General features: G+C 66.5%; 20 protein-coding genes. 11 read left to right on the top strand and 9 right to left on the bottom strand.

Annotation, left to right across the window (positions count from 1 at the left end):
- Positions 1-8 precede the first annotated feature (8 nt).
- Positions 9-875, top strand: a complete 867-nt coding sequence (locus LPW39_RS18240) for a BUD32 family EKC/KEOPS complex subunit (protein ID WP_230778511.1) — start codon at positions 9-11, stop codon at positions 873-875.
- Between the two features lie 75 nt (positions 876-950).
- Here LPW39_RS18240 and LPW39_RS18235 read toward each other — a convergent pair whose 3' ends face one another.
- Positions 951-2,294 (bottom strand): dicarboxylate/amino acid:cation symporter, encoded by a 1,344-nt coding sequence (locus tag LPW39_RS18235; protein WP_230778508.1) that lies wholly within the window; start codon positions 2,292-2,294, stop codon positions 951-953.
- Between the two features lie 166 nt (positions 2,295-2,460).
- Between LPW39_RS18235 and LPW39_RS18230 the strand changes: the two genes are divergently transcribed.
- Positions 2,461-5,175: a PAS-domain containing protein gene (locus LPW39_RS18230; protein WP_407928871.1), complete on the top strand. Its 2,715-nt coding sequence runs from the start codon at positions 2,461-2,463 to the stop codon at positions 5,173-5,175.
- A 60-nt stretch (positions 5,176-5,235) separates the two neighbouring features.
- Here LPW39_RS18230 and LPW39_RS18225 read toward each other — a convergent pair whose 3' ends face one another.
- The 4 genes from LPW39_RS18225 to LPW39_RS18210 all read right to left on the bottom strand — a co-directional run bounded on the left by LPW39_RS18225 (position 5,236) and on the right by LPW39_RS18210 (position 9,794).
- Complete coding sequence (locus tag LPW39_RS18225; protein WP_133855887.1) at positions 5,236-5,898, bottom strand: response regulator; 663 nt, start codon at positions 5,896-5,898, stop codon at positions 5,236-5,238.
- Between the two features lie 80 nt (positions 5,899-5,978).
- Positions 5,979-6,965: a Bug family tripartite tricarboxylate transporter substrate binding protein gene (locus LPW39_RS18220; protein ID WP_230778506.1), complete on the bottom strand. Its 987-nt coding sequence runs from the start codon at positions 6,963-6,965 to the stop codon at positions 5,979-5,981.
- A 67-nt stretch (positions 6,966-7,032) separates the two neighbouring features.
- The gene (locus LPW39_RS18215) at positions 7,033-8,175 is read right to left on the bottom strand and encodes an acyl-CoA dehydrogenase family protein (protein WP_230778503.1); all 1,143 of its coding nucleotides are present in this window, start codon (positions 8,173-8,175) and stop codon (positions 7,033-7,035) included.
- A gap of 41 nt (positions 8,176-8,216) precedes the next feature.
- Positions 8,217-9,794, bottom strand: coding sequence for an AMP-binding protein (locus LPW39_RS18210; protein ID WP_230778501.1), 1,578 nt, complete (start codon positions 9,792-9,794; stop codon positions 8,217-8,219).
- Positions 9,795-10,004: 210 nt separating this feature from the next.
- Between LPW39_RS18210 and LPW39_RS18205 the strand changes: the two genes are divergently transcribed.
- The 7 genes from LPW39_RS18205 (at position 10,005) to LPW39_RS18175 (ending at position 17,302) form a co-directional block, all read left to right on the top strand.
- Complete coding sequence (locus tag LPW39_RS18205; RefSeq protein ID WP_230778741.1) at positions 10,005-11,186, top strand: thiolase family protein; 1,182 nt, start codon at positions 10,005-10,007, stop codon at positions 11,184-11,186.
- A gap of 155 nt (positions 11,187-11,341) precedes the next feature.
- Positions 11,342-12,109 (top strand): SDR family NAD(P)-dependent oxidoreductase, encoded by a 768-nt coding sequence (locus LPW39_RS18200; protein ID WP_230778498.1) that lies wholly within the window; start codon positions 11,342-11,344, stop codon positions 12,107-12,109.
- A 34-nt stretch (positions 12,110-12,143) separates the two neighbouring features.
- Positions 12,144-12,920 carry a crotonase/enoyl-CoA hydratase family protein gene (locus LPW39_RS18195; protein WP_230778496.1) on the top strand — a complete coding sequence of 259 codons (777 nt, stop codon included), beginning with the start codon at positions 12,144-12,146 and terminating at the stop codon, positions 12,918-12,920.
- 70 nt (positions 12,921-12,990) lie between these two features.
- Entirely contained in the window at positions 12,991-13,977 is a 987-nt protein-coding gene (locus tag LPW39_RS18190) for a Bug family tripartite tricarboxylate transporter substrate binding protein (protein WP_230778494.1), read from the top strand.
- A 12-nt stretch (positions 13,978-13,989) separates the two neighbouring features.
- Complete coding sequence (locus tag LPW39_RS18185) at positions 13,990-15,708, top strand: long-chain-fatty-acid--CoA ligase (RefSeq protein WP_230778491.1); 1,719 nt, start codon at positions 13,990-13,992, stop codon at positions 15,706-15,708.
- Positions 15,705-16,508, top strand: a complete 804-nt coding sequence (locus LPW39_RS18180; RefSeq protein ID WP_230778488.1) for an SDR family oxidoreductase — start codon at positions 15,705-15,707, stop codon at positions 16,506-16,508. The genes LPW39_RS18185 and LPW39_RS18180 overlap by 4 nt, the downstream gene beginning before the upstream one ends.
- Positions 16,505-17,302, top strand: a complete 798-nt coding sequence (locus LPW39_RS18175; protein WP_230778485.1) for an enoyl-CoA hydratase/isomerase family protein — start codon at positions 16,505-16,507, stop codon at positions 17,300-17,302. The genes LPW39_RS18180 and LPW39_RS18175 overlap by 4 nt, the downstream gene beginning before the upstream one ends.
- Before the next feature lie 10 nt (positions 17,303-17,312).
- Here LPW39_RS18175 and LPW39_RS18170 read toward each other — a convergent pair whose 3' ends face one another.
- The 3 genes from LPW39_RS18170 to LPW39_RS18160 all read right to left on the bottom strand — a co-directional run bounded on the left by LPW39_RS18170 (position 17,313) and on the right by LPW39_RS18160 (position 19,721).
- Positions 17,313-17,645, bottom strand: coding sequence for a hypothetical protein (locus LPW39_RS18170; RefSeq protein WP_230778482.1), 333 nt, complete (start codon positions 17,643-17,645; stop codon positions 17,313-17,315).
- A gap of 71 nt (positions 17,646-17,716) precedes the next feature.
- Positions 17,717-18,832 carry a CaiB/BaiF CoA transferase family protein gene (locus LPW39_RS18165; RefSeq protein WP_230778478.1) on the bottom strand — a complete coding sequence of 372 codons (1,116 nt, stop codon included), beginning with the start codon at positions 18,830-18,832 and terminating at the stop codon, positions 17,717-17,719.
- A gap of 106 nt (positions 18,833-18,938) precedes the next feature.
- Positions 18,939-19,721, bottom strand: a complete 783-nt coding sequence (locus LPW39_RS18160) for an IclR family transcriptional regulator (RefSeq protein ID WP_116926261.1) — start codon at positions 19,719-19,721, stop codon at positions 18,939-18,941.
- Positions 19,722-19,867: 146 nt separating this feature from the next.
- Here LPW39_RS18160 and LPW39_RS18155 point away from each other — a divergent pair, with 146 nt between their 5' ends.
- Both LPW39_RS18155 and LPW39_RS18150 read left to right on the top strand, forming a co-directional pair.
- A complete protein-coding gene (locus LPW39_RS18155; RefSeq protein ID WP_230778475.1) occupies positions 19,868-20,266 on the top strand; it encodes a hypothetical protein in 399 nt (132 codons plus the stop codon).
- On the top strand, positions 20,266-20,598 hold the full coding sequence (locus LPW39_RS18150; RefSeq protein ID WP_230778473.1) for a YnfA family protein: 333 nt from the start codon (positions 20,266-20,268) through the stop codon (positions 20,596-20,598). Before LPW39_RS18155 ends, LPW39_RS18150 begins: the two co-directional genes overlap by 1 nt.
- A 17-nt stretch (positions 20,599-20,615) precedes the next feature.
- Here the strand turns inward: LPW39_RS18150 and LPW39_RS18145 are convergent, their stop codons facing one another.
- Positions 20,616-21,746, bottom strand: a complete 1,131-nt coding sequence (locus tag LPW39_RS18145) for a 3-deoxy-7-phosphoheptulonate synthase (protein ID WP_230778471.1) — start codon at positions 21,744-21,746, stop codon at positions 20,616-20,618.
- Between the last annotated feature and the right edge of the window lie 6 nt (positions 21,747-21,752).

Genomic DNA, 21,752 nt, shown 5'->3' with positions numbered 1-21,752 from the left:
GCTTGCGCATGACCGATACCGCTTCCCCCTTACAGCCCCCTGCCCCCGCTGACCCCGCGCCCGGCACCTTGTCCTCCGAGCGCCCGGACTATGCCGGCTTTTTGCAGCAGCACCTGGCCAGCCAGACCTTCAATGTGGTGCGCTACGAGCTGCCGGGCGAATCGGTCTGGCTCAAAAAGGCGGGCCCGGCGATTGCGGCCTGGCGCTACCGGACCTTGGGCCTGCTCTCGCGGCTTCTCGATGTGCCGGTGCTGCAGCCTGTCGTCAACCCCGGCGGGCGCACGGCCATTGCCACCGAGGTGCGGCGCCTGCGCGACCTGCATGCGCGCGGCCTGCGCGTGCCGATGGTGCTGGCCGATGCCCCCGATGGCTTTCTGATGCGCCACCTGGGCCTGCCCGGCGGCAATACGCCATCGCTCAGCGACGAGATCGAAGCAGCAGCCCGGCAAGCCCCGGCCAACACCCTGGTGCTGTGGCAGCAGGGCTTTGCGGCCTTGCAGCGCGTGCATGCCAGCGGTACCTGCCTGAGCCAGGCCTTTGCCCGCAACATGGTGCGCTGCCCCGATGGCGTCATCGGCTACATCGATTTCGAAGACGACCCGCTGGCGACCCTGCCGCCTGCGCTGTGCATCGTCAAGGATGCCCTGTGCTATGCGCATTCCACCGCGCTGTTCCTGGACAACGCCGGCACCCTGGAGGCCGCCCGTGTCGACTGGCATGCCTGGCTGGCGCAGACCGAGCCTGCCGTGCGCGCCGCGCTGGAGCGCACCGTGCAGCAGATGCGCTGGGTTGGCAAGCTGCCCAACCAGCGCAAGCTGGGGCGCGATACCCTGCGCCTGCGGGCGATGGTCGGCCTGCTGCGCCCGCTGCCCTAAGAGCCTGCTCCAGGCATTTCACAGACGCAAAAATGGCCTGCATCTGCAGGCCATTGCTTTTGGAGCGAGTGGCTATCAGCCCTTGGCAGTCTCCACCACGGGCACCTGCACCGGCGCGTTCTCCAGCACTGGCTCGTTGTTCAGCACCGCGTTCAACTTGGTGTAGTCCAGCGCGTTCTCCCAGCGCGACACCACCACGGTGGCGACGGCATTGCCGATGAAGTTGGTCAGCGAGCGGCATTCGGACATGAAACGGTCCACGCCCAGGATCAGCGCCATGCCGGCCACCGGAACCTCTGGCACCACAGCCAGGGTGGCAGCCAGCGTGATGAAGCCCGCGCCGGTCACGCCAGCAGCGCCCTTGGAGCTCAGCATCGCCACCAGCAGCAGTGCAATCTGGTGTCCCAGGGTCAGGTGGGTGTCGGTCGCCTGGGCGATGAACAGCGCCGCCAGGGTCATGTAGATGTTGGTGCCGTCGAGGTTGAAGGAGTAACCCGTTGGAACCACCAGGCCCACCACCGACTTGCTGCAACCAGCCTTTTCCATCTTGTGCATCAGCGAAGGCAGGGCCGATTCGGACGACGAGGTGCCCAGCACCAGCAGCAGCTCATCCTTGAGGTAGCGGATCAACTTGAGCACCGAGAAACCGCAGGCACGGGCCACGGCACCCAGAATCACCAGCACGAAGAGCAGCGAGGTGATGTAGAAGGTGGCGACCAGCTCGGCCAGGTTCAGCAGCGAGCCCAGACCGAACTTGCCGATCGTAAAAGCCATCGCACCAAAGGCACCGATGGGGGCGAGCTTCATCACGATGTTGACCAGCTTGAAAACGGGCTTGGTCAGCGATTCGAGCAGATTCAGCACCGGCTTGCCGCTGTCACCGACCATGGCCAGCGACACGCCGAACAGCACCGCCACCAGCAGCACTTGCAGAATGTTGTCGCCAACAAAGGGGCTGATCAAGGTCTTGGGGATGATGTCCATGACAAAACCGGTCAGGGTCATGTCATGCGATTTGGCCACATAGGAGCTGACTTCCTTCTGGTCCAGATCAGCCACATTGATGTGCATGCCGGCGCCCGGCTGCATCACATTGGCCACGATCAGGCCCACAATCAGCGCCAGGGTCGAGAAGGTCAGGAAGTACACCATCGCCTTGCCGAACACGCGGCCCACGGTGCTCAGGTGCGTCATGTTCGCAATGCCGGTCACGATGGTCAGGAAAATCACCGGAGCGATGATCATCTTGATCAGCTTGATAAACGCATCACCAAAGGGCTTCATCGCCGCACCATATTGGGGCTCGAAGTGCCCCAACAAGACACCGATGGTGATGCCGATAATCACCTGGAAGTACAAAGTCCGGTAAAAAGGCGGTGCCTGTACGGGCGCCTGGCTGGCGGTGGTATCGATCTGCATGGTGGGGCTCCAAATATTCTCGGCACCAACTCGGTGCGCTGAGGCGCGTTTGTATCCCAGCCCTTACAGATTGCCCATTAGACATTAGTATTAGGCGCCGCCTTCCCAGAGCTACGGAAAACCCAAACCCAGGGAAACTACCTAGCTCGTTGTTACAACCTCCTCTATGATTCCCCGCCGCTCCCTGCAATCCCTGTGGACCTTCTGCGCCGTGCTGCTGAGCACCGCCGCAGCCGCTGCAGCCGCCTGGCACTGGATGCTGCAGCACAGCCTGGCCGAGGAAAACATGCAGGCCCACCGCCAGCTGGGCCTGTACGCCCAGGCCATGGGCCAGCGGCTGGACCGCTACCGGGTGCTGCCCGATGTGCTGGCGCTCGATGCCGAGCTGCGCGAGGCGCTGAGCAGCCCGCAGAGCCCCGAGCAGGTGCTGCGTCTCAACCGCAAGCTGGAGCAGGCCAACGGTGCCAGCCTGGCCTCCACCCTTACCTTGATCGATGCCCAGGGCGTGGCGCTGGCCGCCAGCAACTGGCGTGGCCCCTCCAGCAACGTGGGCGAGGACTACAGCTTTCGCCCCTATGTGCAACTGGCACTGGCCCAGGACAAGGGCAGCTTCTACGGCATTGGCATGACCACCGGCGAGGCCGGTTATTTCCTCTCGCGCGCCATCACCAGCGAGGCCGGCGGCCAGCACCGCGTGCTAGGTCTGATCGCGATCAAGATCGTCTTGCTGGAGCTGGAGCGCGAATGGATACAGAACCCCGACATCGTGCTGGCCAGCGATGCCAACGGCGTCGTGTTTCTCGCCAGCAACGAGGACTGGCGCTACCGCAAGCTCAAGCCCATCGATGCCAGTGCGCAGCTGGAGATGGACCGCACCCAGCAGTACCGCAGCCAGCCACTCAAAACCATGCGCTATACGCAGGAGCAGCCGCTGGACGAAGGCGGCGCGCTGGTGCAATGGCAGGACCCGGCCGTGGGCCGCAAGCTCTGGCAAAGCCTGGCCTTGCCAGATACCGGCTGGCAACTGCACATCCTGCACGATGTGGACAACAGCGTGGCATCTGCCTGGTGGGCCGCTGCGGCGGCGGGCGGCAGCTGGCTGGCGCTGTCGCTGCTGCTGCTCTATGCACGCCAGCGCCAGCGCCTGTCGGCCCTGCGCCAGCGCAGCCGCGAGGAGCTGGAAGCGCTTTTGAAGCAGCATGCGCAAGAGCTGCGCACCGCGCAGGATGGCGTCGTGGTGGCTGCCCACCAGGCCGGTGCCGGCCACAGCCCAAGCCTGGAGCACCTGCCCCAGGGCGTGGTGGTGATCGACGCCGCGCTGAACCTGGTCGCCTGGAACTCGCGCTACATGGAACTGTTCCGGCTGCCGGCGGGCCTGTTGAAGGTGGGCATGTCGGTCGAAGAGCTGTACCGCTACAACGCGCGCCGGGGTCTGCTGGGCTCGGGCGATATCGACGAGGCCATCGAGCGTCGCATGCAGTTTCTGCGCAGCGGCAAGCCCCATGCGCGCGAGAGCGAAAAGGCCGATGGCACCGTGCTGGAGATCCGGGGCAACCCCTTGCCCGATGGCGGCTTTGTGACCAGCTATGCCGACATCACCAGCTACAAGAACGCCGCGCGCGAGCTGCGCTCCCTGGCCGATGCGCTGGAAAAGCGCATTGCCGACCGCACCGAAGACCTGGCCCAGGCCAAGCGCGAGGCCGAGCAGGCCAACCGCTACAAATCCAAGTTCGTGGCCGCCGCCGTGCATGACCTGCTGCAGCCGCTGAACGCCGCGCGCGTGTTTGCCTCGCTGCTGCGCCAGCATGTGCAGGGCGACAAGGCCTTGCAGCTGGCCAGCGATGTCGCAGGGGCGCTGGCCTCTCAGGACGATATCCTGAACAGCCTGCTTGATATCGCGCGCATGGAATCGGGCCAGCTGGAGGTGAACCGCCGTGACTTTGCGCTGCAGCCCATGCTGGCCCAGCTGGGCAGCAGCCTGGGCGTGCTGGCCCAGGGCCATGGTCTGCGTCTGCAGGTCATTCCCTGCCGCGCGATGGTGCACAGCGATGAGGCGCTGCTGCGCCGCATCGTGCAGAACTTTTTGTCCAATGCCATCCGCTACACGCGCCACGGCCGCATCGTGCTGGGCTGCCGCCGCGTGGGCCAGCATCTGCGCATCGAGGTGCATGACCAGGGCCCGGGCATCCCCGAGAGCCTGCACCGCGAGATCTTTGAAGAATTCCGCCGGCTGGAAACCGGCCGCCAGCATGAACGGGGCGCCGGCCTGGGCCTGGCCATTGTCGACCGCCTGGGCCGCTTGCTGCAGCACCCGATTGGACTGCGCTCGACCTTGGGCCGGGGCTCGGTGTTCTGGGTGGAGGTGCCTTTGAGCCAGGCCGCCCTGGCCCAGGAGTCTGCACGCCAGCCCGCCGAGGCAGCGCCTGCGGGCGGCAACCCTGCCCCGCTGCAAGGCAACAGCGCCTGGTGCATTGGGCAAGCCGCCATCGCCACGGCCGCCCCGCTGCTGCAGCGCTGGGGCTGCCAGGTGGCACAGCATGCCGATGCCGAGGAGGCCTTGGCACAGGCGCGCAGCGGCCAGGGCCCCTGGCCCGCCTTTGTCGTGGTGGATGCGGCGCATGCCACGCCAGCGGCCATCCGCGCCCTGCTGGCCTGCGGGCCCAAAACACCGGGCGTCGTCTGGCTCAGCGCCGATGCCGATCAGCAGGATGCCGCCAGCCAACAGGCCAGTGCGCTGGGTTGGGGGGTGCTGACCCAGCCCGCGCGGCCTGCCGCGCTGCGTGCGCTGGTCGGCCAGCTGCTGCTAAGAGCCGGTAACACGACCCAGCAAACCGAAGGTTTGCGGTTGAGACTAGGCGTCAAGCCGCAGGCAGTACAGTAGTACGACATGGCTTGGCGCGGCCGGCGAGGCAACGACGTATCAAGGGTTGTGTTGGCGGCTCTAAGGCAGCGCTGAGTCGTCGGTGGGCATACCGCCATCGGCCTCCAGGTTGCGCACCAGCACAGCGACTTGGGTGCGGCTGTGGCAGCCGAGCTTTTTCAGGATGGCCGTCACATGCACCTTCACGGTGTGCTCGGTCACGCCCATCTCCTGCGCAATCTGCTTGTTGAGCAGGCCATCGGCCAGGTAGAGCAGGGTCTTGAACTGATGGGGCGTGAGCTGCGCCAGGCGGGCAGCCAACTCGGCATCTTCCTGCGACAGCTCGGCCGCCATCGAGGGGAAGACGGTGTCCCCCTCCAGCACCGCCTCGATGGCTGCGGTGATGGCATCGGCCGCTGCGGCCTTGGAGATAAAGCCCGAGGCGCCAAACTGCTGGGCGCGGCGGATGATGCGCGGGTGGTCGTTGGACGAAATGACGACCACCGGCAGCTGCGGGTAGGCGCCGCGCACATGCAGCAGCGCCGAAAAGCCATGGGTGCCCGGCATCGTCAGATCGAGCAGCACCAGCTCGATGCCGGGGTGGGCCGCCAGCGCCGCGCTGAGCGAGCTGGCACTGGAGGCTTCCAGCACCTCGAAGGCGCCAAAACGCCCCCGGATCACCTGCACAACGGCAGCGCGAAACAGGGGGTGGTCATCGGCAACAAGCAAGGCGGGAGGGGACATAGGCGATAGTCTGCCATGGCTGGGCTTCTCCTGTACCGCGCCAGCTCCCTGAAGTCCCGTTAAAGCGCTGTGTTTTCGCGTCAATCCATCGAGATCTTCGCCGCATCGACAATCGATTTCCAGTGCGCCGCATCGCGGGCCAGCAGCGGCTTGAACTCCGCCGGCGTCGAGCCCACGGGGATCAGGCCCATGTCCAGCAGGCGCTTGCTGATCTCGGGCATCTTGACGATGGCGGCCAGCTCATTGCCCAGCTTGTCCACAATCGGCTGCGGGGTGCTGGCTGGCACAAAGTAGCCAAACCAGCCATTGGCCTCAAAGCCGCTGTAGCCGGCCTCGGCCATGGTCGGCACATCGGGCAGCGCGGGGTGGCGCTGCGAGCCGGTCACCGCCAGGATGCTGACCTTGTCCGATTTGATATGTGGGTAGGCGGCCGCTGCATCGATGAAGGCCGATTCCAGCTGGCCGCCCAGCATGGCCGCCATCTCCGGGCCCGAGCCCTGGTAGGGGATGTGCACCATGTCGATGCCGGCCTTGAGCTTGAGCTGCTCGCCATGCAGGTGGGACGAGGTGGCATTGCCGTAGGAGCCGTAGTTGAGCTTGCCCGGCTGGGCCTTGGCCTTGGCCACAAACTGCTGCAGGCTGGTGATGCCCGAGCTGCGCGGCACAAACACCAGGTCGGCCGACTTGACCGCCTGCGACACCGGCGCCAGGTCGCTCAGCTGGTATGGCACCTTCTTGTACAGCGCGGGGATCTGCACCAGCGCCGTGATGGCCAGCAGCACCGTGTAGCCATCGCCGGGCGCCTTGGCCACCAAGTCATTGCCCATCATGCCGCTGGCACCGGGCTTGTTGTCCACAATCACCGGCTGGCCCCAGCGCTGCGACAGCTGGGTGCCCATCAGGCGGGCAATGATGTCGGTGCCGCCCCCTGCCGGGTAGGGCACCACCAGCCGGATGGGCTTGCTGGGGTAGTTGTCGGCGGCCAGGGCGCTGCCGGTGGCAAGCACCAGGGCAGCGCAGGCTGCAGTTGTGAGCACACGGCCCAGGGCCGAGCGGCGGTTTTGCATGGTTTGTCTCCTATTGCTGGTTATGCCGCTGGCGCGCTCTGTGGCGGGCTCGGGGCGCTGGTCATGATCAAAGCGTTCGGGCAATGATTTCCTTCATGATCTCGTCGCTGCCGCCGTAGATGCGGCCAATGCGGGCATCGGTCCAGGCCCGGCCGACCTGGTACTCGGTCATGTAGCCGTAGCCGCCGTGCAGCTGCAGAAATTCGTCGAGCAGCTTGTTCTGCAGCGCCGTCGCATTGAGCTTGACCATGGCCGCGCGGTCCGGGGTCAGATCGCGTGTCAGGTGCAGGCGCATGCAGTCATCGACAAACACGCGCAGCATCGTTGCCTGGGCCTTGGCCTCGGCCAGCTTGAAGCGGGTGTTCTGGAACTCGAACACCGTCTGGCCAAAGGCCTTGCGCTCGCGGGTGTAGTCCACGGTCTTCTGCAAAAAGGCCTCGATCGACATGGCAGCGCGCACCGCCACCACCAGGCGCTCCTGCGCCAGCTCATGCATCAGGTACTTGAAGCCCATGTTCTCTTCGCCCAGCAGGTTGTCCACCGGCACGCGCACGTTGTCAAAGAACAGCTCCGAGGTGTCCTGCGCCATCAGGCCGATCTTCTCCAGCTTGCGGCCCTTGGCAAAGCCGGGGGTGCCGTCTTCCACGACGATCAGCGACACGCCCTTGGCCCCCAGGTCGGGCGCCGTCTTGCAGACCACCACGACGATCTCGGCATTGATGCCGTTGGTGATAAAGGTCTTGGCGCCATTGATCACATAGTGGTCGCCGTCTCGTTTGGCCGTGGTGCGCACCGATTTGAGGTCGCTGCCCGCGCCGGGCTCGGTCATCGCAATCGCGCCAATCATCTCGCCGGCTGCCATCTTGGGCAGCCAGCGGTCCTTTTGCGCGGTGTTGCCATAGGCATGGATATAGGGCGCGACGATGTCCGAATGCAGCGGAAAGCCCAGGCCGCTCGCGCCCGTGCGGGCGATCTCTTCGATCAGCACCGCCGCATGGCCAAAATCACCCCCGCTGCCATAGGGCTCGGGCAGCATGGTGTTCAAGAGGCCCTCACGGCCGGCCTTGCGCCAGACCTCCTTGGGGACGATGCCATCGCGCTCCCACTGCGCATGGAAGGGCACGATCTCCTTGTCAAAGAAATGGCGGACGGCATCACGGAACTGCAGATGGTCTTCGCGGAACACGCTGCGTTGGGTCAGGTCTTGCATGGTGGTCAGAGGATGGAATGAAGAAAAATGAATGGGGGGCATCAGCCCTGGGCGCCGCTGGTACTGCGCAGGCCAAAGCCCGCCTGCGGCGACGCCTTGAACCGGTCCTTGAGCACACGGCGCAGCAGCTTGCCGGTCTCCAGCCGGGGCAGGCTGGGCTCGAACACCAGGCGCTGCGGCCGCTTGACCTTGGACAGGCTGCCAGCGGCCTGGTCGACGATCGCGCGCGCCATGGCCTCGTCGGGCGCAAAGCCGGGCTTGAGCACCACAACGGCCAGGGTCTGCTCGCCAAAGTCCTCATCGGGCACGCCGACGACGGCCACCTCTTCCACGGCGGCATGCTGGGCCAGCGCGTTCTCGATCTCCTGCGGGTAGAGGTTGACCCCGCCCGAGAGGATCAGGTCGGCGCGGCGGTCGCTCAGGAACAGAAAGCCTTCGGCATCGACATGGCCGATGTCGCCATAGGTGGCCCAGCCGCGCGCATCAATGGCCTCGCGCGTCTTGCGCTCGTCATTGAGGTACTGGAAGGCACCGCCGCCCGAGAAATAGACCCGGCCGACCTCGCCCACGCCCAGCTCCTGGCCGTCGTCACCAACGATATGCAACTGGCCGCTGATGGCCCGGCCGACCGAGCCTGGCCGTGCACGCCATTCGGCCGAATCGATCAAGGTGGTGCCGCAGCCTTCGGAGCCGGCGTAGTACTCCAGCAAGATGTCGCCCCACCAGTCCAGCATGCCCTGCTTGACGGCCACCGGGCAGGGCGCTGCCGCATGGATGGCCACGCGGTGGCTGTCCAGCCGGTAGCGGCGCTTGACCTCGTCGGGCAGCTTGAGCAGGCGCCCCAGCATCGTCGGCACCCACTGGCTGTGGGTGACCTGGTAGCGCTCGATCAGCGCCAGCGCCTGCTCCGGATCGAAGCGGCTCATGATGATGGCCGAGCCGCCGACATCCAGGGTGCGCAGGCTGTAGCGCAGCGGTGCCGCATGGTAGAGCGGCGCGGGCGAGAGGTAGACGGCGTCTTCATCAAACCGCATGCTGCGCATCCATGCAGCTACCTCCGGGTCGCGCTGCGTGCGGTAGGCTGCGGCCAGCAGCGGCTTCTTGATGCCCTTGGGCCGGCCGGTGGTGCCGCTGGAATAGAGCAGATCGCGGCCCAGCGGGCGCGTGGCCAGGTCGATCGGCGCGCACTGGGGTACGGCGGCCAGCGCATCGGCCAGGGGCGCCACACCCGGCGTATCGCCATCGACCGAATAGCAGGCCAGCGCCAAGCCCTGCACCGCCTCTTGCGCAGTCGGCCAGGTCTTGCTGGAGACCAGCAGCACCTTGGCACCGCTGTCCTGGGCGATATAGGCCACCTCGGCCGCGGTCAGGTGGGTGCTGATGACGGCGGCATACAGGCCGGCCAGCCGCGCGGCCAGCACCAGCTGCATGATTTCATAGCGGTTCTCCAGCAGCACCGCGATGGTCTCCTCGGCCTGCAGCCCCTGCTGCGCCAGCCACTGCGCCATCTGCTCGGCCCCCTGCGCTATCTCGCCTGCGGTGTAGCGACGGCCGGTGTCGGCCTGCGTCAAAACCACCCGCTCGGGCTGGGCCTGGGCCCAGCTGAAGAAGTTGTGCATCTCCTCGGTCTCCGTGGTGCACAGCTGACCGCCGCACGCAATCACCTGTGTTACATCTTTACTTTAATTTTGAATCTCTTGTCTCGAATTTCTTCGTTTCACGGACAGTATCTGGCGTTTTTTTCGATTTTTGCTGCGGGTAAATACCAGTATGTATTCAGTTTTCTGAAACCTATTATTAATTTAATGATCCACAAGTCTCATTAAATGATGAAAACACCCGTCATAGTCGATGCCATCCGCAGCCCCATGGCCCGGGCCAAACCCGATGGCGCCCTGGCCGAAGTCCACCCGGTCGACCTGCTCTCCCAGGTGCTGGAGCAGCTGGTGGCCCGCAACCAGCTCGACCCCGCGACCGTCGATGACGTGATCTGCGGCTGCGTGAGCCAGGCGGGCGAGCAGGCCGGCACGCCCGGGCGCCTGGCCTGGCTGGCCGCCGGCCTGCCCACCCATGTGCCCTCGACCACCATCGACCGCAAATGCGGCTCCAGCCAGCAGGCGGTGCACTTTGCCGCCCAGGCCATCATGTCCGGCACGCAGGACATCGTCATCGCCTGCGGTGTCGAATCGATGAGCCGGGTGCCGATGGGCAGCTCGCGCATGGGCAAGAACACCACCGGCGCCCGCTTTGACGAGCGCTATGCACCGGGCCTCGTGGGCCAGGGCGTGTCGGCCGATCTGGTGGCCGCCAAATGGGGCCTGTCGCGCAGCGATCTGGATGCCTATGCCGCCCGCTCGCACCAGCGCGCCCATGCCGCCCAAAGCAGCGGCGGCTTTGCGCGCGAGATCGTGCCCATCCGCAGCCCGCTGGGCCTTGTCAGTGCTGACGAGACCATCCGCGCCAGCACCACGGCCGAGAAGCTCGCCGGCCTCAAGGCCGTGTTCGAGAGCGAAGAACTCTCGGCCCGCTTCCCGCAGATCCAGTGGAGCACCACGGCCGGCAATGCCTCGCAGATGACCGATGGCGCCAGCGCCATGCTGATCATGAGCGAGGAGCGCGCCTTGCAACTGGGCCTGCGCCCCCGCGCCCGCTTTGTGGCCTTTGATGTCGTGGGCGATGACCCGCTCTACATGCTGACCGCCCCCATCCCCGCCACCCAGCGCGTGCTGGCCAAGGCGCGCATGCAGCTGGGCGACATTGCGCACTACGAGATCAACGAGGCCTTTGCCTCGGTGCCACTGGCCTGGCAGAAAGAGCTGGGCGCCGATGGCGAACGCCTGAACCCGCGCGGCGGCGCGATTGCGCTGGGCCACCCGCTGGGCGCATCGGGCCTGCGGCTGATGACGACGATGCTGCATGCGCTGGAAGACAGCGGTGAGCGCTATGGCCTGCAGTCGATGTGCGAGGCGGGGGGCATGGCCAACGCGACCATCATCGAAGTGCTCCGTTAGGAGTCGCAAACACAACCCTTGATACGTCGTTGCCAAGCCTTGTCGTACGCCAGTACTGCCTGCGGCTTAGCGCCTAGTCTCAAGGGCCGTGTTAGCGCCTCAAAGCCCTCCGGGCTCCATCGGATTGAACGTTTGAACTGACAAGGATTTTTGAGATGCAACTGACCCAAGGAATGACCGCCCTCGTGACCGGCGGCGTATCGGGGCTGGGCGAAGCCAGCGCTGTGGCCCTGCTGGAGCGCGGCCTGAACGTGGTGGCGGTGGACCTGAACGAAGAGCGCGGCGCGGCGATGGAGAAGCAGTACGCCGGCCAGCTCCAATTCATCAAGGCCGATGTGGCCGATGCCGAGCAGATGCAAAAGGCCGTGTCTGCCGCGCAGGCCTGGGGCCAGTTCCGTGCGCTGGTGCACTGCGCCGGCATCGGCGGCCCGGTGCGCCTGATCGAGAAAGACGGCAGCCCCGGCTCGCTGGAAAAGTACACCAACATCATCCGCATCAACCAGATCGGTACCTTCAACACCTTGCGCCTGTCGGCCGTGGCCATGGCGCAGAACGAGCCGCTGGAAGGCGAGCGCGGCGCCTGCGTGCTGACCGCCTCGGTCGCGGGCTATGAAGGCCAGATCGGCCAGATCCCCTATGCCTCGTCGAAGGCCGCTGTCATCGGCATGACCATCGTCGCCGCGCGCGACCTGGCCTCCAAGATGATCCGCGTCTGCACCATTGCACCGGGCCTGTTCGACACCCCCATCCTCGCCAAGCTGCCCGAGAACGTGCGCCAGTCGCTGGCCGCCTCGGTCCCCAACCCGGCACGCCTGGGCCGTCCGCCCGAGTATGCGATGACGGCGCTGCACATTCTGGAGAACCCGATGCTGAACGGCGAAACCATCCGCCTGGACGGAGCGATCCGCATGCAACCGCGCTGAACCCCTGCCCTGCAGCACCCTTTGAAAGGCTCCCATGTCTGGCTCTGAAACCGCTGAACTCCTGGTCGAAACCCGTGGCCCGGTGCTCGTCATGCAGCTCAACCGCCCCCAGGCGCGCAATGCCGCCACCCTGGAGATGGCCGAGGCAATGGCCAGCGCGCTCGATGCGCTGGACAGCCAGCCAGAACTGCGGGTGGGCATCATCACCGGCGCGGGCGGCAGCTTTTGCGCCGGCATGGACCTCAAGGGTTTTTTGCAGGGCAAGCGCCCCAGCCTGCCGGGGCGCGGCTTTTGCGGGCTGACGATGCGCCCACCGGCCAAGCCGCTGATCGCGGCGGTGGAAGGCTATGCGCTGGCCGGTGGCTTTGAGGTGGCGCTGGCCTGCGACCTGATCGTGGCCGCGCGCGATGCCAAATTTGGCCTGCCCGAAGTCAAGCGTGGCCTGGCCGCATCGGCCGGTGGCCTGCTGCGCCTGCCCAAACGCCTGCCCTACCACGTGGCGATGGAATGCATCCTCACCGGCGACATGTTTGGCGCCGAGCGCTTTGCCGAGTTGGGCCTGGTCAACCGCCTGACCGAGCGCGGCGGCGCACTCGATGCCGCGCTGGCACTGGCGCAGGCCATTGCCGCCAATGGCCCGCTGGCCGTGGCCGCGAGCAAGCAGGTGGCCAGCCAGTCGGGCGAATGGCCGCTGGCGGAGATGTTCGACCGCCAGGCCGCCATCACCGCGCCGGTCTTCAGCTCGCAGGATGCGCGCGAAGGCGCGGCCGCCTTTGCGGAAAAGCGCGCACCGGTCTGGAAGGGTGCCTGATCCCCGTCCAACACTCTCAGTTGCACAGCCCTTGGACGCGCCACAGAAGCGCGCAGCAGGAGACAAACCCATGCCACGTAGCCAGCATCTTCGCCAGCCCCTGCGGGCCTTGGCGGCCCTGGCGCTGCTCGCCAGCGCATTCCACGCCCATGCCGAGGCCACCTGGCCCACGCGCACCATCACCCTGGTGGTGCCCGGCGCAGCCGGCGGATCGACCGATATCCCCGCACGCCTGCTGGCCCAAAAGCTGGGCCAGCGCCTGGGCCAGTCGGTGATCGTCGACAACAAGCCCGGCGCCGGCGGCAGCCTGGGGGCCAGCCTAGTGGCGCGCGCCCAGCCCGATGGCTATACCGTGCTGGTGGGCAACAGCGGCTCCAATGCGATCAACTACACGGCCTATAAAAAGCTCAGCTACAAGCCCGGCGACTTTGCCCCGCTGACCGACATGATCTCGTTCGCCAACGTGCTGGTTGTGCCCGCCAAGTCGCCCATCCAGAGCCTGGATGCGCTGGTGGCCACTGCCAAGGCACAGCCGGGCAAGCTGTCGTTCTCGTCGGCCGGTGTGGGCCAGACCACGCACCTGATGGGCGAGCTCTTCAAGGAGCGCACTGGCACCGATGTGGTCCACATCCCCTACAAGGGATCGGCCCCCGGCACCATGGCCATTGCGACCGGCGAGACCCAGTTCATGTTCGACAACATGACCGCCTCGCTGGTCCATATCAAGGATGGCAAGCTGCGCCCGCTGGCCGTTACCGGCGACCAGCGCGAGCCCGATCTGCCCGAGGTGCCGACCATGACCGAGCTGGGCATGCGCAACTTCAACCAGGTCGGTTGGATGGGCTTCTTCGTGCCCGCCAAGACCCCGCCCGAGGTACAGAAAAAGCTGGCCGAGAACCTGCAGGCCGTGCTGCATGACCCCGACATCATGCGCCGCTACCGCGAGCTGGGTGGCCGCCCCGGCGGCATGCCGCAAGCCGGTTTTGCCAAGCTGGTGGCCGATGACCAGCAGACCTGGGGCGCGCTGATCCAAAGCCAGCAGCTGCAGCTGGATTGAAGCGAGCTGCCCATGCCTGACACCTCTACCGTTTCCTCACGCCCCGCACTGCCGTTTTACTGGCCCAAAGGGGTGTCGCGCGATCTGCGCGTGCCCCGCATCAGCCTGGATGAGAACCTGAGCGCCTCGGCTCAGCGCTACCCGGACAAGGCCGCCATCATCTACGCGGGCGCCAGCACCAGCTATGCCCAGCTGCTGGCCCAGGTGGAGGCGCTGGCCGGCTTCCTGCAGCAGCGCCTGCAGCTGGCACCGGGCCAGCGCGTGCTGCTGCAAAGCCAGAACTGCCCGCAGTTCGTCATCGCCTGCTATGCCATCTACCGCGCCGGTGGCGTGGTGGTGCCCGTGAGCGCGATGACCACCGCCACCGAGCTGCGCTACTACGCCGACAACAGCGGCGCGCGCCTGGCCATCGTCGCCCAGGAGCTGCTGGCCAGCGCCCAGCCTTGTGTGGACGAAGGTCTGCTCGATGCGGTGATCGTCCATGCCTACAGCGATGCGCTGCCCACCACCCCGCCACCCGATGCGCTGCCCGAGGTGGTGACCGCGCCGCGCCTGCCGCTGCCCGCCGGCCCCTACCATGGCTTTGCCGCAGCGCTGGCGCTGCAGCTGGCGCCCGGCCCGCGTGTGGCCCAGGCCGACATGTTGGCCACCATCCCCTATACCTCGGGCACCACCGGCCACCCCAAGGGCTGCATGCACAGCCACCACTCGGTGCTGGCATCGCTCACCGGCTCAAGGCTGTGGCGTGGCTTCAATGACGACCTGGTGTTTCTGTCGGTCGCGCCGATGTTCCACATGCTGGGCACGCAGTACGGCATGAACATGCCCATCGCCGTGGGCGGCACCGTGGTGATGATGCCACGCTGGGATGCGCTGCTGGCCGCCCGGCTGATCGAGCGCCACCAGGTCACCGCCTGGACGGCGCCGCCCAGCATGGTGATCGACCTGTTCAGCCAGGCCGCTGCCCATGGGCTGGACCTGTCGAGCCTGGCCATGCTGGCCGGTGGCGGCGCGGCCATGCCCGAGGCCGTCTCGCAGATGCTGGCCGAGCGCTATGGCCTGCACTACAGCGAAGGCTATGGCCTGACCGAGACCGCCGCCTTCTTGCATGCCAACCCGCCGGGCCACACCAAGCGCCAGTGCCTGGGCGTGCCCACCCAGGGCGTGCATTCGATGATCGTCGACCCCGAGACCCTGCAAGAGCTGCCCGCTGGCGAGGTGGGCGAGCTGGTCTCCAGCGGCGAGCAGGTGATGCAAGGCTACTGGCGCAATGACGAGGCCAACCGCGCGGCCTTTTTCGAACGCCATGGCCGGCGCTACTTTCGCACCGGCGACCTGGCCTCGGTCGACGAGGACGGCTACTACTTCATGCGCGACCGCTTGAAACGCATGATCAATGCCAACGGCTACAAGGTCTGGCCGGCCGAGGTCGAAAACATGCTGTACAGCCACCCGGCCGTGCTCGAGGCCTGCGTGATTGCCGTGCCCGATGCCAGGCGCGGCGAATCGGTCAAGGCCCTGGTGGTGCTGCGGCCCGGCGCGCAGAGCTCCGAGGACGAGATCATCGGCTGGAGCCGTGAACAGATGGCCGCCTACAAGGTGCCACGCGCGGTGGACTTTCTCGCCGCGCTGCCCAAATCCGCCACCGGCAAGATCCAGTGGCGCGCATTGCAGGAGGCGGCGCAGCAAGCCGCTGCCTCCTCCCCTTCTTTGCATACGGAACACCCATGAGCTCTTTTTCCTTTCACCACCAGCATGTGTTTGTCGCAGGCGGCAGCAGTGGCATCAACCTGGGCATTGCCAAGGCCTTCGCCCGCGCCGGTGCGCATGTGGTGGTCATGAGCCGCTCGGCCGACAAGGTGACCCAGGCCGCCGCCGAGCTCGAAGCACTGGGCGCCCAGGCCCTGGGCCTGAGCGCCGATGTGCGCGACCCCGCTGCCGTGCAGGCCGCGCTGGAGCAGGCGCATGCCCGCTTTGGCCCCATTGATGTGCTGGTCTCTGGCGCTGCGGGCAACTTCATTGCGCCGGCCAAGGACCTGTCGCCCAATGGCTTCAAGACCGTTGTCGATATCGACCTCAATGGCAGCTTCCATGTGCTGCGCCTGGCCTACCCGATGCTGCGCAAGCCCGGCGCCAGCGTCATCAACATCTCGGCGCCGCAAGGCGTCAACCCGACGATGTACCAGGTCCATGCCTGCGCGGCCAAGGCCGGCATCGACATGATGACCAAGGTGCTAGCGCTGGAATGGGGCGAGGACGGCATCCGCGTCAACAGCATCTCGCCCGGCCCCATCGGCGATACCGAGGGCATGCGGCGCCTGGCGCCCACGGCCGATGCGCTCGAGCGCGCCGTCTCCACCGTGCCGCTGCTGCGCATGGGCAGCACCGACGATGTCGCCCACATGGCGCTGTTCCTGTCGTCCGAGCTGGCCAGCTATGTGACAGGCGCCATCATCCCCGTCGATGGCGGCGCCGCGCTGCGCGGCGGGCGCGACATGCGTGCGTCCTACGTCCCCAGGAGCGCCGCATGAGCCACAGCTACGAACGCATCATTTTTGAGCGCCAGGATGGCGTGGCCACCCTGCGCTTCAACTACCCGGCCAAGCGCAATGCCTTCGACCCGCAGATGCGCGAGGAGATGGCCGAGGTGGTGCGCCTGGTGCAGACCGACGCCAGCCTGCGTGCGCTGGTGCTGACCGGCGAGGGCAGCCACTTCTGCTCGGGCGGTGACCTGGGCAATATTGCGGCCTCGGGCCTGGACAATGCCGGCTGGCGTGCGCGGCTGTCCAGCCTGCACCACTGGCTCAAGGACCTGATGCTGCTGGACAAGCCGGTGATTGCGGCGGTGGACGGTGCCGCCTATGGCGCGGGCTTCAGCCTGGCACTGGCGGCGGACTTCATCATCGCCTCGGACCGGGCGCGCTTTGCGATGTCCTTTATCCGGGTGGGCGTTGTGCCCGACTGCGCGGCCTTCTACACCTTGCCGCGCGTCGTCGGCGTGCAGCGCGCGCGGGAGCTGATGCTCTCGGGCCGCGAAGTCTCTGCCCAGGAGGCCTTGCAGCTGGGCATTGCCAGCGAGCTGGTCGCCCCCGAGCAGCTGCAGGCGCGGGCCCAGGCGATTGCGCAGAGCTTTGTGGGTGCATCGCCAGTGGCGCTGAGCCTGATCAAACGCTCGCTCGCGATGGCCGCCAACGACTTGCCTGCGCTGCTGGAGCAAGAGGCCAACGCCCAGGCGCTGGCGATGGGCACGGCCGAGCACCGCGAAGCCGTGCAGGCTTTTTTGAACAAGCAGCCTGCGCCCTTCCAGTGGCCGGCGCGGGGCTGACAAAACCGGCTTATTCGTTGCTGGCGCTGCCGCGCTTCTTGGGCGGCTCCATCGCATTGCGGCGGCTCATCCCTGCCCGCCCCGCCTTGCTCCAGTCATAGTGCTCGCCATCGGGCGTGCGGCCGTCTTCCACTGCCGCTACCCCTATCTGGCCGACCATGTCGCGCAGCTCGGACGACATCACCACATGCGCATGGCGCGGATCGGCGCGCAGGCGCTGGCATTGCGCCAGCGCCTCGCTCATCTGCTGGTCGCTATAGGCCAGGCACTGCGGCTGCCAGTCGGGCGGCAGGCCCTCGGCATCTTCGGCCTTGTTGCGCAGGTAAAAAACCACGATGCCCATCGGCAACTCCTTGTGTCGGCGCCCGGCCAGGTGCTGCCCAGGCAGGGCCGCATTGTCGCACCCCGGCGCGCTCAGCGGCGCCAGGCAGCGCTGCCATCCCCTGCGTTCACCTGCGCGAGTACGGCCTCGGTATGGGCGCCTGCGGCGCACATCGCCGGCGTGTCATAGGCCTGCCCGTCAAAGCGGGGCGCCGGGGCGGCCTGCAACACGCCGCCCTGCGCGTGGTAGACACCACGCGCCTGCATATGCGGGTGCGCTGCGGCCTCCAGCGGGCTCAACACAGCGCCAAAGCAGACATCACTGCCCTCGAACACCTGCTGCCAGTGCGCACGCGGCTCGGTGATGAACAGCGCCTGCAGGCGCGCACGGCGGCGCGGCCACAGCGCCTTGTCCCACTGCGACTGGGGTGCGGCAAAATCCGGGTCGTCCGCCAGGCCCAGGGTCTGCAGCAGCAGCGCATAGAACTGCGGCTCGATGCTGCCGATGGTGATGTGCTCGCCATCGGCGCAGACATAGGTCTCGTAGAACGGTGCGCTGTCATGGATGCTCTGGCCGCGCACATCGGCCACCACGCCGCGCTGGCGGGCGCTGAGCGCCAGGTTCAGCATATGGGCAGCGCCATCGACAATGGCCGCATCCACCACGCTGCCCTTGCCGCTGCTGCGCGCCTGGATCACGCCGGCGAGCAGGCCGGTCATCAGGTAGAGCGCGCCGCCGCCGATATCGCCCACCATCGCAAACGACGACACGGGCCGCGCATCGGCCGGGCTGCAGCCCCAGAGCGCGCCCGAGACGGCCGCGTAGTTGTTGTCATGGCCGGCGCGCGGGGCCAGCGGGCCGGTCTGGCCCCAGCCGGTCATGCGGCCGTAGACGAGGGCCGGGTTGAGGGCCTGGCACTCGGCCGGGCCCAGGCCCAGGCGCTCCATCACGCCGGGGCGCATGCCTTCGATCAGCACATCGGCATCGCGCACCAGGGCCAGCACCAGGGCCTTGCCTTCGGCGCTCTTGAGATCGGCAAACACCGAGCGCTTGCCCCGGTTCAGCAGATTACCGGTGGGGGCTGCGCCTTTTTCCTCACGCACGATGGAGATCACATCGGCGCCCAGGTCGGCCAGGTGCATCGCGCAGAACGGGCCCGGTCCCAGGCCACCAATCTCCAGCACCTTGATGCCGTCCAATACTTTCATGCTTGTCTCCTGTGGTTGTTTTTTTGCGATGCGCCGCCTGACGCGGCCAGGTGAGGCCCAGCCAGGTGAGGCCCGGCCGGGTGAGGCCCAGCCAGATCGGGCCCGATCAGGACAGGCTGGAGGTGCCGATCAGCCCTTCGAGCGAGCGCACCAGGGTCACCAGGCGCGGGCCGATGTCGGTCTCCAGCTCGCGGCTCTTGGGGTTGTAGGTGGGGACGGAGGCGCCAAACACCCAGCGCTCGCCATCGATGGGCTGCGACAGCGGCACGGCGATCGACAGAATCTCGCGGTGCAGATCGCCATGGCTGCGGCAAAAGCCGTGCAAGGCCAGGTCCTGGCGCGCATCGTCCAGGCGCTCGCGCAGCAGCGCGGCGCGCTCGGGCGCGCGGCCATCGAGCTCGTCCAGATAGGCCTGGCGCTCCGCCTCGCTCTGGCCCAGCAGGTAAGCGCGGCCAGTGGCAGTGCGCACCAACGATACGGCCACCCCGATCTCGGGCGTGAACACCTTGTTGTCCATGCCATTGGCCAGTTCGGCCAGCACCAGGCGCCGGCCCTCGCCCACCGCCAGCTGGATCTGGCCGCCCATGTAGTTGGCCAGCTCCTGCATCTGCGGGCGGGCGAACTGCCGCACCGTCATGCGCGACAGCAAGGGCGATGCGAGGTTGAGCACCCCGATGCCGAGCACGTACTTGGACAGGCGCTCTGAATAGCGCAGCAGGCCCAGCTCGCACAGGGTTTCGGTCAGGCGGAACAAGGTCGGTTTGGGCAAACCCGTCAGGTCCATCAGCTCTTTGCCACTGAGTTCTTGCTGCTTGTTGTTAAAGCACTGCAAAATACTGACGCCGCGCACCAAGGCACTGACCAGTTTTCCATCCGCTTCAGAATTCATATTTCAGTATATAAGTTACTTATTACGAGACTAATGTCTCGATTTATGAAATTCTAATCGGGATTGGTCCGATATGGGCAGCTTGCACGCCCGCTTGATGCCCCTAGCCGCCCTTTGGCGGCAATCTGCAACACTCCCCGTCTGCCATGAGCCTGAACCAACACGGTCTGCCCACCCGCGTACCCGCGATCGCCGCCATCGGCCAACTGCTGGCGGACCGGCAACTGCCCGCCGCCGAGCGCCAGCAGGCCCTGGATCTGCTGGTGCAGGACCATGCCGATCTGGACGAGGTGGAAAGCCAGGCCGCCCTCTGGGCCATCGCCCAGATGGGGCGCGATGAAACCGCCTGCACGGCGTTGCTGGCCTGTGCCGATACCTGGTTGCAGAACGCTGAGATGGCGCAGCCGTTTCTGGATGGCTATGCCCAGGTCTGCGGCCACAGCATCGTGCCCGCTGCAGCGCCGGCCTTTGCCCAGCTGCAGCAGCTGGCGCAGCACGACACCGAACTGGCCGCCCGCCTGCCCACCTTTACGAAAGCGTCTTGATGTCTCTGCTGACGACCACCGCCTTGTTTGTGCTGACGGCGATTGCCGAGATCGTGGGCTGCTACCTGCCCTATCTCTGGCTCAAGGACAAGGCGCCGGCCTGGGTGCTGCTGCCGGCGGTGCTGGCGCTGCTGGCCTTTGTCTGGCTGCTGAGCCTGCACCCGACCGCATCGGGCCGGGTGTATGCCGCTTACGGCGGCGTCTATGTGACGACGGCGATTGCCTGGCTGTGGCTGGTCGATGGCATCCGCCCCAGCAGCTGGGACATCGCCGGCGTGCTGCTGTGCCTGGCCGGCATGGGCGTGATCATGCTGGGCGCGGCGCAGCGCTGAGCCGCGCCGGCCTTTGTTCAGCCCTTGTTGGCAGCGCGGCGCGCCTGCACCGCTTGCGCCAGCTGGGCCAGCACCGGCAGGGTCTGTTCCATGCTGATGCAGGCATCGGTGAGCGAGACACCATAGGCCAGTGGCTGGCCTTCGACGATGTCTTGCCGGCCTTCGTGGATATGGCTCTCGATCATCACGCCGGTGATGCGGCGGTCGCCCCCTGCGATCTGCTGGGCCACATCGGCGGCCACATCGATCTGGCGGCGGTGCTGCTTGCTGCTGTTGGCATGCGACAGGTCGATCATCACCTGCTCATGCAGGCCGGCCTTGGCCAGCACCTCGCAGGCGGCCTGCACATCGGCCGCGCTGTAGTTGGGCTGCTTGCCGCCGCGCAGGATGATGTGGCAATCCTGGTTGCCCCGGGTCTCGAAGATGGCGCTCTGGCCCATCTTGGTCATGCCCATGAAGGCATGCTCGGACTGGGCCGCCAAAATGGCGTCGCTGGCCACCTTGACGCCACCATCGGTGCCGTTCTTGAAGCCCACCGGGCAGGACAGGCCACTGGCCAGCTGGCGGTGGCTCTGGCTCTCGGTGGTGCGCGCGCCAATGGCGCCCCAGCTGACCAGGTCACTGATGAACTGCGGCGACAGCAGGTCCAAAAACTCGGTGCCCGCTGGCAGGCCCAGCGCCAGAATGTCCAGCAGCAGGCGGCGCGCCAGTTCCAGCCCCTCATTGACGGCAAAGCTGCCATCAAGGTGCGGGTCGTTGATATAGCCCTTCCAGCCCACCGTCGTGCGCGGCTTTTCAAAGTACACGCGCATGACCACCAGCAGGTCGTCCTTCAATGCTTCGGCCTGTACCTTGAGCTGGCGCGCATAGTCCATCGCCAGGTCATGGTCGTGGATGGAGCAAGGGCCCACGACGACGACCAGGCGGTCGTCCTGGCCGTGCAGGATCTTGGAGATGGCCGCGCGGCTCGACTCCACCAGCTGGTAGGCCTCGTCGGTGATGGGCAGCCACTCCTCCAGCAAGGCGGGCGTGATCAGCGGGCGCACCACCTTGATGCGGGTGTCATCGATGCGGGTCTTGTCAACCGTGGAAAGCCGGGACGGGGACTTGCGAGGCACAGTGCCTGCAGCAATAGAAGAATCGGTCATCCCGCT

It is taken from the genome of Comamonas koreensis (genome assembly GCF_021026195.1).
GTDB lineage: Bacteria > Pseudomonadota > Gammaproteobacteria > Burkholderiales > Burkholderiaceae_C > Comamonas > Comamonas koreensis.
Note: the sequence above shows the minus strand (reverse complement) of the source record. Positions and strands in the feature narration are given on the sequence as shown.